This window comes from Paenibacillus alba, from assembly GCF_013204855.1.
Lineage (GTDB): Bacteria > Bacillota > Bacilli > Paenibacillales > NBRC-103111 > Paenibacillus_E > Paenibacillus_E alba.
On record NZ_JABMKZ010000002.1, the window covers coordinates 168,364 to 183,793 of the forward strand.

Annotated in this window: 15 protein-coding genes; 1 reads left to right on the forward strand and 14 read right to left on the reverse strand. The window is 43.4% G+C overall.

Going from position 1 to position 15,430, the window contains the following annotated elements; all coding sequences use genetic code 11:
* Positions 1–23: 23 nt before the first annotated feature.
* From HQN90_RS00845 to HQN90_RS00905, 13 genes are all read right to left on the reverse strand, one after another.
* On the reverse strand, positions 24–314 hold the full coding sequence (locus tag HQN90_RS00845) for a Dabb family protein (RefSeq protein ID WP_173215583.1): 291 nt from the start codon (positions 312–314) through the stop codon (positions 24–26).
* Positions 315–335: 21 nt separating this feature from the next.
* Positions 336–1,892, reverse strand: a complete 1,557-nt coding sequence (locus HQN90_RS00850) for an ABC-F family ATP-binding cassette domain-containing protein (protein ID WP_173215585.1) — start codon at positions 1,890–1,892, stop codon at positions 336–338.
* 205 nt (positions 1,893–2,097) lie between these two features.
* Positions 2,098–3,588 carry a DUF6382 domain-containing protein gene (locus HQN90_RS00855; RefSeq protein ID WP_173215587.1) on the reverse strand — a complete coding sequence of 497 codons (1,491 nt, stop codon included), beginning with the start codon at positions 3,586–3,588 and terminating at the stop codon, positions 2,098–2,100.
* A 17-nt stretch (positions 3,589–3,605) separates the two neighbouring features.
* Positions 3,606–4,115 carry an A24 family peptidase gene (locus tag HQN90_RS00860; RefSeq protein ID WP_173215589.1) on the reverse strand — a complete coding sequence of 170 codons (510 nt, stop codon included), beginning with the start codon at positions 4,113–4,115 and terminating at the stop codon, positions 3,606–3,608.
* 16 nt (positions 4,116–4,131) lie between these two features.
* Positions 4,132–4,797 (reverse strand): pilus assembly protein, encoded by a 666-nt coding sequence (locus HQN90_RS00865; protein WP_173215591.1) that lies wholly within the window; start codon positions 4,795–4,797, stop codon positions 4,132–4,134.
* A 17-nt stretch (positions 4,798–4,814) separates the two neighbouring features.
* Complete coding sequence (locus tag HQN90_RS00870) at positions 4,815–7,094, reverse strand: hypothetical protein (protein WP_173215593.1); 2,280 nt, start codon at positions 7,092–7,094, stop codon at positions 4,815–4,817.
* 14 nt (positions 7,095–7,108) lie between these two features.
* The gene (locus HQN90_RS00875; RefSeq protein ID WP_173215595.1) at positions 7,109–8,182 is read right to left on the reverse strand and encodes a TadE family protein; all 1,074 of its coding nucleotides are present in this window, start codon (positions 8,180–8,182) and stop codon (positions 7,109–7,111) included.
* Complete coding sequence (locus tag HQN90_RS00880; protein ID WP_173215597.1) at positions 8,106–8,333, reverse strand: Flp1 family type IVb pilin; 228 nt, start codon at positions 8,331–8,333, stop codon at positions 8,106–8,108. The genes HQN90_RS00875 and HQN90_RS00880 overlap by 77 nt, the downstream gene beginning before the upstream one ends.
* 17 nt (positions 8,334–8,350) lie before the next feature.
* Positions 8,351–9,220, reverse strand: coding sequence for a type II secretion system F family protein (locus HQN90_RS00885; RefSeq protein WP_173215599.1), 870 nt, complete (start codon positions 9,218–9,220; stop codon positions 8,351–8,353).
* A gap of 1 nt (position 9,221) precedes the next feature.
* Positions 9,222–10,007 carry a type II secretion system F family protein gene (locus HQN90_RS00890; RefSeq protein WP_173215601.1) on the reverse strand — a complete coding sequence of 262 codons (786 nt, stop codon included), beginning with the start codon at positions 10,005–10,007 and terminating at the stop codon, positions 9,222–9,224.
* On the reverse strand, positions 10,000–11,241 hold the full coding sequence (locus HQN90_RS00895) for a TadA family conjugal transfer-associated ATPase (protein WP_173215603.1): 1,242 nt from the start codon (positions 11,239–11,241) through the stop codon (positions 10,000–10,002). Before HQN90_RS00895 ends, HQN90_RS00890 begins: the two co-directional genes overlap by 8 nt.
* Complete coding sequence (locus HQN90_RS00900; RefSeq protein WP_173215605.1) at positions 11,238–12,353, reverse strand: CpaE/TadZ family protein; 1,116 nt, start codon at positions 12,351–12,353, stop codon at positions 11,238–11,240. Before HQN90_RS00900 ends, HQN90_RS00895 begins: the two co-directional genes overlap by 4 nt.
* A gap of 251 nt (positions 12,354–12,604) precedes the next feature.
* On the reverse strand, positions 12,605–13,117 hold the full coding sequence (locus HQN90_RS00905) for an acyl-CoA thioesterase (RefSeq protein ID WP_079420945.1): 513 nt from the start codon (positions 13,115–13,117) through the stop codon (positions 12,605–12,607).
* 137 nt (positions 13,118–13,254) lie between these two features.
* Between HQN90_RS00905 and HQN90_RS00910 the strand changes: the two genes are divergently transcribed.
* Positions 13,255–13,737, forward strand: coding sequence for a TspO/MBR family protein (locus HQN90_RS00910; protein WP_173215607.1), 483 nt, complete (start codon positions 13,255–13,257; stop codon positions 13,735–13,737).
* Here HQN90_RS00910 and HQN90_RS00915 read toward each other — a convergent pair.
* Entirely contained in the window at positions 13,721–15,364 is a 1,644-nt protein-coding gene (locus HQN90_RS00915; RefSeq protein ID WP_173215609.1) for a protein kinase domain-containing protein, read from the reverse strand. The two genes, HQN90_RS00910 and HQN90_RS00915, sit on opposite strands and share 17 nt — an antisense overlap.
* Positions 15,365–15,430 lie beyond the last annotated feature (66 nt).

Sequence of the window (15,430 nt, forward strand, 5' to 3'; positions counted from 1 at the left end):
TCCCTTATGTTTTTCAAACCTGATTAGCTTAAGAAATCCACACAAACCGAAGTACCATCAAGAACTGTCTTCATATGAGCCTTCACTGCTTCATGAATTGGATGTGTGTCATAGACCTTCAGATCCTCTACAGAATCAAATTTCGTGATTAGCGCAATATCATAAGAACGTTCCAAATGAAGGATATCGGTTCCAACCTCAATATATCGGAGAACATCAATTTTGCCTTCCATATTGGTAAGAACATTTTTGGTTACTTCTACAGCTTCCGGACTGCGGTCTTTCAGCTTAAAAAACACAATGTGAGTTAACATGAATCATTTCCCCCTGTGAAATTAATTAGTTACTTTCGCTGACCATTCTTCAACATCCCAAACTCTAGTTACCCAACCTTCATAGAATTCAGGTTCATGGCAAACGAGTAAAACAGTACCTTTATATGCTTTCAAAGCGCGCTGGAGCTCTTCTTTGGCAACGACGTCCAAATGGTTCGTTGGCTCATCAAACAGCAGCCAGTTGCTTTCTCGCATCAGTAATTTGCAAAGCCTGACTTTCGCTTGCTCACCACCGCTAAGCTTGCTCATTGCGCGCGTGATGTGCTCATTTTTGAGTCCAACTCGAGCAAGCGCTCCTCTAACCTCATTCTGCGTCATGGAAGAGAACTCATTCCAAACGTCATCAATCGGTGTCATATTGGGCGCTTTCACCTCTTGCTCAAAATAAGCAGGGCTTAAATAATCGCCAAGAAACGTTTTGCCGCTGAATGGTTCAATTTTACCCAAAATGGTCTTGAGCAATGTTGATTTACCAACCCCATTGCACCCGACGATCGCAATCTTCTCGCCGCGTTCAATCGTGACATTCATCTCAGGTAATAGAGCGCGATCATAGCCGATCTCCAGCTTTTGCGCCTCAAAAACAACTCTACTGCTTGAACGCGATTCTTTGAACACGAAAGTCGGTTTCATAGCCGTCTCTGGACGTTCAATGCGATCAATTTTATCAAGCTGCTTCTCCCGACTCTTAGCCCTTGTAGAAGTTGAGGCACGCGCTTTGTTTCGCGCAATGAAATCCTCTTGCTTTTTGATAAATTCCTGCTGCTTTTCATACGCATCAATATGCTGTGATTTGTTCATTTCCGCCATATCAAGGAATTTCTCATAATTCGCTGTGTAGCGAGTAAGCTTCGTAAATTCCAGATGATAGACCACATTGACGACTTCATTCATGAATTCCGTGTCATGTGAAATAAGCATAAAAGCAAACGGGTAGTCCTTAAGATACATCTTCAACCATTCAATGTGTTCTACGTCCAAGTAGTTCGTCGGCTCATCCAAAAGAAGCACAGTCGGCTTCTCCAAAAGAAGCTTCGCCAGAAGAACTTTCGTCCGCTGTCCGCCGCTCAAGGAAGTAACATCACGCTCGAGGCCAATTGCATTAAGTCCAAGGCCATTAGCCATTTCATCAATTTTAACATCCAACAAATAGAATCCGCCAATGTCCAAGCGCTCTTGAATTTCGCCCATTTGCTCTAGCAGCAATTCAAGATCATCTGGCGTGGCATCTCCCATTTTCTCTGTAATGGCCATCATTTCTTTTTCCGCTTCAAATAAAGGTAGAAAAGCATCACGCAGAATATCACGAATCGTTTTGCCTGGCGTCAGCACCGAGTGCTGATCCAAGTAGCCATAATGAACTCGTGGCGTCCACTCCACTTTTCCTGTATCCTTCAAAAGCTTACCAGTCAATATATTCATCAACGTGGATTTCCCCACGCCATTTGCTCCAACAATACCAACACGTTCGCCCGCAAGCAATCGGAATGACACGTTTTTGAATAATGTCCGATCTCCGAAGCTATGGCTCAAATCTTCAATTGTCAAAAGACTCATCTCGTAAACACAAACCCCTGTCTGTTAAAAACTAATCGCATCCATTCGCGACTTCTTATTATACCACTCGCGCTGCAAGACAGGAAGTAGTTAAATTGTTTTAGGAAGCGTATTCATGCAAGAATTGCATAAAAACGCCCCTTTTGGGACGCAATATTTTATCATCGCTTGTCATTTCCGCCTTCTTTTCACATTTTCCTTCGCTTTATTGCCTAAACCTCATTTCCTGTCTGACTATACGAATTTCGTCTCCGTCCTTCAGTGCATAAGATTGATAAGCAACCAGTGATTCGCCATTTAAATAGGTCCCATTGGTTGAACCAGCATCTTGAATCTCGTAGCTGTGTTCTTTTTTTATGATCTCGGCATGAATGCGAGAAACACCTGCTTCTTCCAACATACAGTCAACGTTAATATTCGCGTCTCCTCTTCCTATTGTAAAATGATCGTTAGTGATAGAGATCGTTCTCTCGTTATCTGCGGTCTTTACTTCGATGCGCGGCCCGGCTGTCTTTGGCTTCATATTACCTAAGAAAACCGTTGCATTAGGCAATTTATGATGAAGCAGTGATGTATGCTGGTGTAAATTGTCATAGTAATGCTGAACATCTATAAGCTTCTCATCAGCCTCTGGAATTTGACTTTTCACTATACTCTCAGTTTGTTTTTCACCCATTGGCGTGAACGTTTGATGTTGTCTATCGTGTGGGGTAATGGGCAAACCAAGATATTTCAAAACAAACGAAATATCTGCCAGTATTATGGTGATACCAGCAGCAACATGCAGAGTCCCCGTCGACGGATATGTAAAATAATTTTGCCATACAAAAGCACTGAGTAAAATAACTACAGCAAGTGCAATCAGTTGTGACCTTTGCCTTAGAGGTGTAAAGAAAGTTGATTGCAAATCAGCTTTCACTACTTGCTCATCTTGCTGCATTTCAAGTGCATTTTGATTCCATTTTCGGGGCTCTGGCTGATCGTCCACTTGCCGGGCTAGATGGGGCCTTGGCAAGCTATTGAACTGCTCAGGAGGTGGTGGATCTGGCAATGTTCGATTCTTTTCTAATTCATAGTTGTGAATGACTGGAGCTGCCAACTCCTTTGGCACAACGGTTTGCTTGTCCATTAGCTGCAAGAAAAAATCTTTAAAATCTTGTAGTCGATGCATGGGTGTGCATGACCCCAGCATCGCATTCACCTCATTCCTTTCCTCTTCTTTCAAAGCAAGCAGCATGTGATCCATAAATAAAGCTAACGATTTATGAACGGACTGATCTTCCGATAACAGTTCAATAGGTATGTAAGTCAAATAGATATCTGACCATTCAGCACCCATAAAAATAAAATTCTCTTTCAGCACATACCCTTCTTCGTTTAACATATAGTTCATACTCGCTTCAAGAGTGCTTACGATGGCAACCATCATTTTAGCGAAATTAAGCTTGGAGAGCCCTTCTATTTTCACCATATGAGCAAGCATGCGTTTCGACGAAATGTTGTAAAGCAGGCTGATCCGGAAATCTATTTCCTGTATTTCCAAGGGCAACAGATTCGGGATGTCATTAGCCTCAAGCATCTTAACCTGCAGCATGGACAACTCTTTCACCTCTAATCCACGCTCTTTATGAAGCGCCATATAATGGCCGTGATTGTAGACAAACTCATACCTAAGGCCAAATACTTCTTGTGTCAAGGCTTCACCACCTCTCCTCATAAAAACGTATAACACCATGTCAATCCTACGCCAGGTACAACCGCATACATAAACGGAAATTTCGTGTTTTTTTGATGCTTCAAAGCTTGCAAACTGCTCATATCATGGCACGCGATAGCCCCATACAACCATAAGGCAAGCTTGTGTCCAGTTGCTGCCATCTGCCTCTTAATAACGAGTAAAAAAAGACCGATAAGACCAGCACACAAGATCGCATAGAGCATGGATTGCACAACGAATGTGACTCCCATGATGGCGCCAATTGCTGCAAACAGCTTTACATCACCAGCGCCTAAAGCTCCAAAAAAGTAAAGCAAGATCAGCGCAATAAATCCAACTGCCGCTCCAACCAAGGCGATAAGCAGCCCCTTCCATCCCTCGGAAGCAAAATGGAAAAACACACCTACAATTGATCCACATAGTGTCAATTTATTTGGAATGATGGAATGACGGATATCGGTAATACAAGCTACCGTAACGAACAGCAAAAGGATAACATGAATCATAAATTCCCCTCCTCCATTAAGCACCAACCCATGCTCGCTCATAGGCTCTCTTTTTTAGAATGATCCTCTGACTGATAAATGGTAAAGGAAGCTTATAAGTAATCTGAGCTTCAATGCTCAGGATTGCGTTTCTGCCGTTTTCCATACTAGGAAGGGTTATCGAGGTCACCTTAAATGTATCTTTTGGAACTGTTCGTTCATCACAAAAGGCATAAACAATCGGTGTAAAGACCGTTTGCATGCGCGATTTTATGTGGACATCATAGAACTCGTCCAACGCCTCCGCACCCTTATCTTCACTGAGTTCACGCTTCTCTTTCTCCCATCTGATTAATTCTAAGAGTGGCTCTGGAATGTAAGCGGCGTATTCATCGGCCAAGTTTTCAGCATTCGTCACTTGTGTTCTCGCAGATTGCACACGTTCGATTACGCCCGTCAACATCTCAACCGGCCGGCTCTGCGCGAGCTTCGACTTGGCTTCTTGTACGAGGAGCTGCACGGGATACAGTTGACCCGCGATGCTTTTGGTTGCTTCGCTCACACCTGCTTGCAGAGCTAATTCCAAAACAGCAATCTGAATACAAACAACCAAACCGACAACAAATGCCAGAAAGAAAGGTAACACAAAGGAAGCCTCCAGTACGATTCCTCCTTGCTGCTCTTTATAAAATTTATGAATCACCACTGCACTCTCCTTTATTAATAGGCTACAGCGGTTGTTTGACTAAAGCGGCAGTGATTGCCCTGTACGTTACAGCCAAGCAAGCCCGAGCCGTCCAAAAGCTTCATAAGCTGGGGGATAAACCACAATCTCACTTCGCTGATAGCATATCCCTGCAAATACGTCGTCTCTTGCACCAAATCCTTGCTGTTGTTGAGCTCAATGAGCGCCTGCATTCTAGCCATGAGTTTTGTATTATTGCTATGCATCATGAGGAAAACACGCAAATAATCTTTGTACGTTAAACGGAGCACTGACGTCGTTATTTTCGCAGATAGCTCCACAGCCTCCCCTTTAATCAGTTTGCTCATGTCTTGAAACGCAAGCAGCGCTCCTTCCGCGGCTGCAGCCAAAAGAACAAGCAGCGGCGAGCCCACATTAAGCAGCTCTTTCTTGGGATCCAGAAGTGCTTCGACTGTTCGGATCGCCAATCGGAAGGAAAACATCTCCGCATACGCAGATGAGATATTCGCACCGCATGAGGAAAAACCATACAACAAATATTCCACTTCTTGATTCTTTAGGGGGTGGGCTCCCGGATCTGTAAGCTCACTGGACTTCTTCGGGTTCCCATTAGGATCAAGCTCTTGCCCATAGGTTCGATAATTAAATTTGGTTAGCGCGAATTCGTTCACATACATTTCATCACGCAGTGAATCCGTCGCCAAATTAAATGCCTCCAGCATTCCCATCGCTTTTAAGCTCACAGGCTCCGATTTCTCGAGATCATAGGCTATTTCACTGCCAATTGTCGTTTCCTGTGCGTTGGCATCCCGATATTTTTGATAATAACCCTTTGTATCCGCAGATGAATTTCCTGAACCTTGCAATCTCTCATACACCCTGTTATCCCCATTTGGTGAACTAAACACGGTGCACGTACCCATTGCTTGCTTAGCTTGATCAAGAACTGCTTGAATTTTAGTCTTTTGCTGTTGTTTATTCGTGGAGATCATATTGTTGTGGTCCATTCGAGTTTTCTCCAGTAAGCTCTGTGTACGATAAAATCCTACTGATTCCGTGTGATAACTTTGATTTGCTGAATTAGCTCTGTTTGTTTGATCAGGGGTGAAAAGATAAATCGAGTCCATCACTTCCTGAAAAGCAGAAAACAGAGCAGTTATGCTAGCTATTGAGGTCTGATATTTATAAAAATAATCATCTCCCAAAATAGAAACATTTTGAAACACTTCATTTACGTTTTCATTTCCAATTCCAGCATCTCGAGGGATTCCATCTATTTTCGTTCGAAGCTCGTCATTCCGCTGTTTGGCTAGACGAAGAGCGGGTTCAATGTTCTGCTTCAATTGCAAAACAACTCGGCTATCGGCCGGAACCTCCAGCTTTGTCGCCGCTAGCAGCGCCGCATATTTCATAATTAACTGCAATAAGACATCCAGTTCATTTAATTTCTGATTCAGCAGTTGAGCTTGCTCAGCCAATCTGCTTTTCGCTTGCAACATGTTCTGTATGCCAGCCGCACTCCCTGAACCTGCTTGGCTGATCGCAGCAATAGACATATCCATATTAGACATGGACTCACGGATCGATTCTATCTGACTCCTGATGCTGCTCATCTCGCTTTTTACTTCATCAACCGTATGCAGACCGATCTGAGCAGCTAACTGATCCAGCTCTGTGATGCGCGCTAGATAATACGTGTAATATTGCTGTGTTTGGGCATGCAGGTTCTCAGCGCTTTCCCAAGCCTCATCCAGAGCTTCCTCACGTTGATTAATAAGCTTTTCCAATTCTGCAGCATTTTTTGAGAACTGTGTGCCGAACTGAAATGGTGTTGTTGTTCCACTTTTTCGAAATTTATCCGTAATTTCTAACGTATACTCAATAGGAGCTTTGATTTTCATATCTTCCAGGACTTGCTTTTCAAAAACGATATGATTCGCCAACGAATACACAGGAGTAACCCGAATACTTTCATTTACTGGCTTTGTATCTACATAATGAAAAGCACCAGCAGCTGTTTGACCTGACAAATTGGCGGTAAATACTTCTCTGAACAATGTCTCGCTTTCATTCTGCGAAATGCCCAGTCCGTACAGACCTATTTTTTGAAGCTCCTGATCATACGCTGACATGACAGAACGAGCTGCAGCTTTAACAGCTGATTCGCTTTCTTTTTCAGCCAGTTTAATACGCGCAAAATCAATTAATACGGCTTGAAATAAAAAAATCGGTACGATGATAAGAATTAAGTAAACAGAAACTGCGCCTCTCTCAGAACGAATGAATCTCTTCAAATACTCTCCCCTTTCTAGTTGTGTATAACAATTACAATCCCTTTGCTTTCCAACTCCTTTCGAAAAGAGCTTGAAGGCATCCCTTTGCCGCTAGCATCCTTTTTGAAAAAATGCCATACAATCCCTTTTACTTGCGTTCCTTGCTGGAGCAGTTCAATGTCTTTGGGCATTTGTTCTCTGCGGAGTTGAAATTCCGTCATGTTATAGAAGGCTTGATGGGCAATTCCTCGAGCGTCCAAAGCATCAACTGTTCTGCTTAATCCCGATACAGTTTCCAATACAACTTCTTTTCCGCCAACGAGCGATTTCAAATAAGCAGCAGCTTGACGCTCAGACTTGATCGTTACCTCAGGTCCAGCTAAATCACCATGTTCGGGCTCAATGAGGGCTTCCTTGGCTTTTTGCGCGGAAATCCTGCCTTTAATCGTTTGAAAATAAGTTCTTGTAATATCTGTTAAGCGGATGAGTTCAATTGGATCAACAATATGCGAAATCCCCGTACCCGTTGTCTTATTTACATGCAGCCATTTATCTACAAATGGAGGTGTTAAAAATGACTTATTCAGTTTCACTTCAATCTGCCTATTCAGTACATAATTCATAAATTTAGCACTTCCTGTTACACCCTGAGGCAATAAAGCTGACGCTTTGGCAAGCTTTCGCTCAACTCGGCCGTTTGCTTCTAGGGTAGGAAGCTGAATTTGAGATGAGCCGCTGCCTGTCAGCATACCGAATAAATCCGAAATATTATTTTGAGTAAGCCGCCAGTAGAGACCATCGCTTTCACTAGGATTATAATTGCCCGTAACGATATCTTTGTGACTGTTATCCCATGTAAACGCGAGTCGCTCCGCTGTGGATCTTGCCATTTGCTGAACAAAAACTCGCTGATACACATACATGCCGAGAAAGAGCAGCGTAACGGTACACAATAAAATAACAGGAAATACAAGCGAAGCCTCGAGCGTGAAGCTTCCCTGCTCACTGGTTGCCAAGCTACTGCGTTTATGTTTACGGTGCACAGCTAGTCGTTGGACTTGGCGCACAGGGTACAACAGCGCTATTGTCTTTGAGATCCGTATTGGCATCGCCAATCAGCTTCTGAAACCAGCTTACGATCCACTTTCTGAAAATAATTGCTATAGCAACTAGCACAGCAACAATCAATAAAATTTCCAGAGTTCCGAGACCTTCCTCCTCTTCCCAGAAGTGCTTAAAGCCCATTACAAACCTTTCCATTGTTGAATTCCTCCTCATTATTGTTTCATCATAAGTAAAGCTGGTGCAGCAACAATAACCATGACAACAACGAAAATAAGTACCATTGGGAACACCAGCTTGGAAGATGCCTCTTCTCCCAAGGTTCGTGAGACCGACTTCCTGCGCTGCCATAGATCCAATGAAAGAGAATGAAGAGAAACAGCAAAATCATGACCTCCGCGTTTATAGTTCAGCAGAAGTGTAGAAGTAAACAGCGACACTTCATGAAGTGCGCAGCGCTTGCTGAAGTCCTCCATCACTTTGGTAAATGAAATGTTCATTTGCAGTTCATGGACTGCCTGCGCCAGCTCTTTGTACAGTGGGGTGCCCGACTTGTGAGGTCTAGCCTCTACACAGCGAATCCACGCTTGATGGACGGTTTCGCCAGCATTAACAAGCAGGACGATTGTGCTCAGCACCTCCGGCAATTCAAGGATAATTAAGTGCTGTTTTTTGCGGATTTTGATATCCAAATCACGAACCATCATCAAGGGTATGATAGCGCTGAGAAGTACGCCAAAACCGAGCAAAGAACCATCTCCGCCTGCCAATACAGAAAGGAAAGTCAGCGTCATTAAACATAAAGTACTTGCGGAAATCATCTCAGTATAAAACCATTTCGTCCCTTGTGCAGCAAAGCTTCTACCATACAAGGTAATTAGCTTGTGATAGATCTTAGCTGTAAGATCTGGCCATTTCTCCATTAAATTGAACTTATCTACAAGCAAATAGCTGTATGGCAAAAGTAGCTTGATCCGAAATGGATACAATTGTCCTTTCAATACATTGGCATATCGGCTGCGTCCCCATAGAAACAACAGAATTAACACAATAACTTGTGCCATGCACACAAATGTGATCCACATGTTACACCTTAATATTCATAATTTTTTGAGTTAGCAAATAACAAGCTCCCAAGAGCAGTAAACAAATCGTCATAATGAGCAAACCACTCCCCGTATAAAGAGGCAGCATATATTCAGGGGATGTGAAAGCCAATACGGCCACAATAGCGATCGGGGCAAAAAGCAAAACCCTCGATTCGAAACGTTTCTGTGCGATCATGACGGATATATCCTGAGATATCTCCAGTTTTTCGCCAATAACAGTAGCCGTTCTTTTCATGACCTCCACAAGATTTCCCCCTGATCTTTTGCAAGTGAGGAACACATCCGTGAAGCTTCTTACATCTTCCAAATGACTTCGCTCGGCAAAATTTTTAAGCGCTGCTTCAATTGGTTCGCCATTTTCAACTCTGCGACAAATAATACTAAATTCAATGACAATGAAGCAGGCCGGATCAGAATAAAGCAGCTTCAGATCTTCCAAAGCCTCTCGAAAAGCAGTTTCAATTGATTTCCCCACCGTCATCGAAGATGATAAACAGCTTAGCGCTTGTTTAAACTGTACATATAACTTGTTTTTACGATTTTGGATTACATGCTGTTTGCGGAAACGTGGAAATGTCAGCCCTATCATGGATAAGGCAGCGGCGAGGATTAGGCTTTTGTAGAAAATGTAGCCAACTATAAAAGCAGGAATTGCCAGCATCAATATGGCAATCATTTTTTCTTTCGCGTTCATCTCATAAAGATTATAGTCGATCAGTTGATTGATGCTGGAGGGCTGGGGAGTTAGAGATGTTTTATTCATAAGCGAACCAATCCGGAAGCTTTTTGCCAGCCATTTGAATTTTGTGCAAGTTATGAAGTCTGTTGCCTGTATACGTAAGCTCACCAATCACTTTACGATCTGCCGTTTCGCCTCTTTCCTCAAATAAGAAAAGTGGAAGAAGCTGCACCTCGCCATCTCTAACATCTAGAACCTCATGAATTTCGGTCACTCTTCGCGAGCGGTCGCGTATTCGGCTAATGTGAACGATGATATCCAGCGCCGAGGCGATTTGTTTACGGATAACCTCTACTGGCAGCGGCGCACTGCTCAGCACCATTGTTTCAAGCCGGCTCAGCATGTCTACGGAGGTGTTAGAATGCCCCGAACTGAGGCTTCCATCATGCCCAGTATTCATTGCTGCCAACATATCTAGCGCTTCCGCCCCACGTACCTCGCCAACGATGATCCGATTAGGACGCATACGCAGCGAGGATCGAATCAGATCTCTTATGCTGATCTCCCCTTTGCCTTCTGTATTGGCATTGCGAGTCTCCATTCGCACTAAGTTAGGCACATTTTGAATCTGCAGCTCAGCGGAATCTTCAATGGTGATGATGCGTTCATGTGAAGGAATCCAGGCACTAAGAGCATTGAGGAATGTTGTTTTCCCAGAGCCTGTACCTCCTCCAATAAAAATATTGCAGCCTGACTCAACAAATACTTGCAAGACATCTGCGGCTTCCCGCGACAAGCTCCCCATATTAACTAAATCATCCATAAGAAGAGGCTTTCCCGGAAACTTACGGATGGTTAGTGCAGGTCCGTTTAACGAGGCAGGAGGCAGTACAATATTGACCCTTGAACCATCGTGTAAACGCGCATCTACAATTGGGGTTGATTGATTCACAATCCGATTCACTTTAGAAACAATCATTTGAATCAGGTCTTCAAGCTTCTCAGCACTTTCCAAAGCATAGGGGTATCGTTCCACAGCTCCATTTCTTTCAAAGAAAATGTTTTCATGACCATTAACCATAATTTCCGTTACGGATGGATCATCAATCAGCGGTTGAAGAACATCCAATCCCCGAAAAGAATCAAATATTCGCTTGACACCCAGCTGCATCTCACTAGAGGTCCACCCCTGCTCATCAGCAAGGCTGAAAATGACATGCTCAATAAGTTCAACTAGTTTCGCATCGCTCACTGTGCTTGAAAGATCAAGTCTCTCCTTAATATCTTGCTTCAGAGTGTGGAATAACTGTTGATTCAAGAAGCAGCAGCTCCTTCCCGCTGCGTGGCGGATCGATCCTTGCCTCCATAAATAGCTGCGAACATGTCGTACGTTTGTTCAGAAAAAACACCCGATTGCCACATCTGAGCGGGAGAACTCACCGTTTTCCAATCGGGAATGTACGGAAGCTTAAAGGCCAGCTCTTTTCCTAAAATGGAAAAATCATTAGTTAGAATACCTGTAAATTTATTCAGTACAAAATGAATATTCGGCTTGAAGCCAAGCTGTTTATGAAGTATCTGCGTTTTGAATAGATCCGTTACATCATCTCGGAGCAGCCATATAATGTGATCACTGGATTCTAAACATTTTACAATTCTCGGATGCAAAGTAGCTTCCAGATCAACAATGATGTAGTCGTATTCGTTCTGAGCAATGATCGTATCTAAAAGCAGTTGGATATGCTCGCCGCTCATTTCCTGCATTTCCCTAATTTGATCGTCAGGGCTTAAATGATCTATACGCCATCTGGCATCATGAGATTTAAGCAGCTGCAGCTTGGGACCCAATAGATCAGGTGAGCTTTTCATGTAATAGAGAATCTGGGAAAATCGACTTCTATCCCCCTGCAGCCATTGTGAAACAGCGCTAACCAATTCAAGACTTAAATAAAATACTTGTTCCCCGCGAAAAGACAATTGCTTTGCCAAATGCAGGGCGGTCATCGTTTTGCCACTGTTCCCACTGCTGCTGAAAACAGAAAACACCTTCGTTCTTTTCATCCCGATTCCTTTATCGTAATGATTCTTCTCCGCATAGAAGGCATGAAGACGTGAAAGCAATTGACTCAAAGACTGAAACCGATATAAAAAAGGGATTTTAGTCTCAGCTTCCTTGGAGTTAGCGATGGTTTCACTTAAAACCATTTTGAATAATGAAGTGCTCTGATTGAGCAAAAGTGGATAGAACGTCTCTGAGAACAATAAAATGCCTTCTACCGGCTGATGCTCAATGACTTCCAGGATGTATTCCCATTTGGAAAACAATTTCACCTGCAAACGCTCTGCGAACTCTGAAGAACGGACAAACGCTGCGAGTCTTTCTGCGTACAGGTTGTCATCATCCAAGACATACATTTGAATTTTATTCATTACTACCTCCTTTAAGTTGAGGATAATTTCGCATAAACACCGCTGCCAATTAACACTAAACCAATGATGAAGAGCACAATTGCCAGACGTACGGTGGTCGCAACGTTCATGTATCAACCTCCTTTGTATGTCGGAAAACAAAAAAAAGCACGCGCCGATGGCAGAGAACGAGTCTCCACGATCAGCGGTGCTTCCGCTTGTCCGATATATGTATCCAGATTATACCACATTCAACTGAAAAAACAATCCTTTTATTCCCAAGGATATTTCATCGTAAAAAAGCCGGCAAGCTTCTTGCTTTCCACTCTCCGCATCCTTCTCATCTCTGCTCGCTGTGGTGCAGATTCATGAAGCTTCGTCTCTTCCTCGGTTTCCGGAATCACTTGAGGCACCTCAACCGGAACTTTATTATCATCCAACGCAACGAAAGTTAGAAAAGAAGTCGCGGCAATTTTTCTTGCCCCTGTCTTCAAATCCTCTGTAACCACCTTTACGAAAACTTCCATTGAGCTTTTGCCGGTCCAAGTAACAAAAGACTCCAAACACACGGAATCCGAAGTGTGGATCGGCGACAAAAAGTCTACGGAATCCGTCGAGGCTGTAACCACAGATCGCCTGCAATGTTTATGCGCAGCAATCGATGCAATATCATCAATGTACGACATTAGCTTGCCACCGAACAGGGTATTGTGATTATTCACATCGGTTGGAAAAATGCGCGATGTTTTGAAGCAGCGAGATTCTCTGGCAAAACGTTGTTCCATAAACGAATAGCCCCCATTATTTACATGAAAATAGAAATATGACTCATCATAACACACTTATCGTGTTTGTGGTTATAACTTAGGACACGCGTGTAATATAGTAATACAAGCTAAAAAACCAAAGTGGAGGTGCTGTCATGTTTTCATTCATTGTGGTGTTTCTCATTACATATGCGCTTTTTTCAATCTCCGGTGTGCTATTCCCAACAGATCTAACTTACTATAAGACTCTGAAAAAACCAAGCTGGAATCCGCCAGCTAAGCTTTTTGGCATCGCGTGGGGGATTCTTTATGCTTTAATTTCCGCTTCAGTGGCCATTGTTTATACCAAAACTGACGGATTTCAAGAAGCCGCTGCGAGCTATGTTCTTATTTTACTTATCAACTATTTGGCGAATCAGGCATTCACTTTCATTGAGTTTAAATTAAAAGACCGGAGACTAGCCTTTCTAGATACAGCTATCGTAGCCATTACGACCTTCTTTTTAATTAATGCTACCATTCCTTATTCCAAGCTCGCTGCCTGGCTGTTAGTCCCCTACTTGCTCTGGTCTTGTTTTGCTACAGTACTCGCATGGTCCATTTATCAGCTAAATAAAGAGGCTAAGCATTCTGTTTAAATCGGGAAAACCATGATTTCTTTGGAGGTGACGCCATCCTTTCCCACATGCTCGCAGGCAAAATCTCGTGAAGCAAAGGACTTAGCGCATCGCTTAGCTGCTCCAGAATATCCGGTCTGTCTTGAATGCATTCACCTTTCATAACAGCCTGCATGACTTCCCCGCGAGATATTTCGGGCATTGTACATAGCGGAGCAGTCGGCAGCGCATCCAGCCATTCCTTGCGATATTGTCCAGGCAGATTTCCGTTTGCAACAAAATGAACCTTTTTGCCTCGTTTCTGATACATCATAAACAGCTCAAACAAAGCTCGCGAACGGGGGCGATGGCATTTGCCGGGAGAAGCATCAAGAAGTACAACAATTTCATCCGCACTATGACATAGCTCTTGAACAGCAGCTTCTTCCCAATTCGTCGATACGTCCCATATGACGATCGGCTTTTTAATTGTGTAAAGAAGTTTAAAGGTGTCCGCGGGATGCCAGCTGCTCGATAACCCATCAGGATGAACAGGCACCCATGTCGTAAAGCCATCTGTCCAGCTGACTGCGGTCGACAACTTTTGCTCTGTCACAAGATGATGGATGAAAGCATAATTTTTGGGTGCGTTGATATCGCCATATAAAAGCATATACAAATCTGGTTCGATCGTAGGCTCTTCGACTACAACGTTAGGAATCTGCCTAGCATGAAGAATTCTCGCCAAGGATATCGCCGCAAAGGTAGAACCGGCTCCGGCAAATAAGCTTCCAATCACAATTAATTTATCCGAAGAAATGGTGAGGTTGGGTTGGTCAGAATGTAACATTTCGGGCTGCAAGGGGGACGGTACCGAATAAATCGAACGAAGCCTCATTTTCACTTCCAAAGCTGATTGACAGCGATGTTGAGGATTCTCTTGAAGGAGTAATTGTATCGTAGTGGTCAGGACTTCTGGCAGGCCAGAGCGAATATGTCCCAACAGTTTCTGAGTAAGATAAGCATATTGCCCTCTGGATAATAAATAATACAACATGGACCCAAGTGTATACAGATCCGTACGAGCGTCCGTTTGATCGCCATGGAATTGCTCCGGTGCTGCGAATCCAATGGTTCCCATCTGAACCGTGTCCGACTGCTTGCCGCGCTCATAATGCCTAGCCACCCCAAAATCAATCAAACGTACCTGATCATGCTCATTCAACATCACATTAGAAGGCTTAAGATCACGATAAATAATAGGTCGTGGTTCAAACGTATGCAAATAATGAAATAGATCACATAGCTGAAAGGCGATGCTCACAATTTGGGCAACAGGCAAATCACGCCCCTTCTGATCAAACAAATCTTGTAACGTTGGCCCCTGGATATAATCCATTACCAAGAAGCCCTTTCCTTCCTCCGTAGTAAAATAATCAACTAATTGCGGCAGCTGCGGGTGTTGCAGCGTGGCCAGCATTTCTGCCTCTTCCAGAAAGCTCGTCAGCTTGCCATCAAGCGGCATACATTCTTTCACCGCCCATTTCTTCCCTTTAAGCTTCATATCTTCCGCCAAATATACGTGGCTCATCCCGCCTTCAGCGAGAATCGCTTCGATCCGGTATCTGCCTCCAAGGCAAGTTCCAATCCAATTTATCTTCCTATTCACAGTAAATAAAAGCCCCCCTTATCAGGTAAGAATTACCTTGATTATAAGAGGGACATCATTATAAAT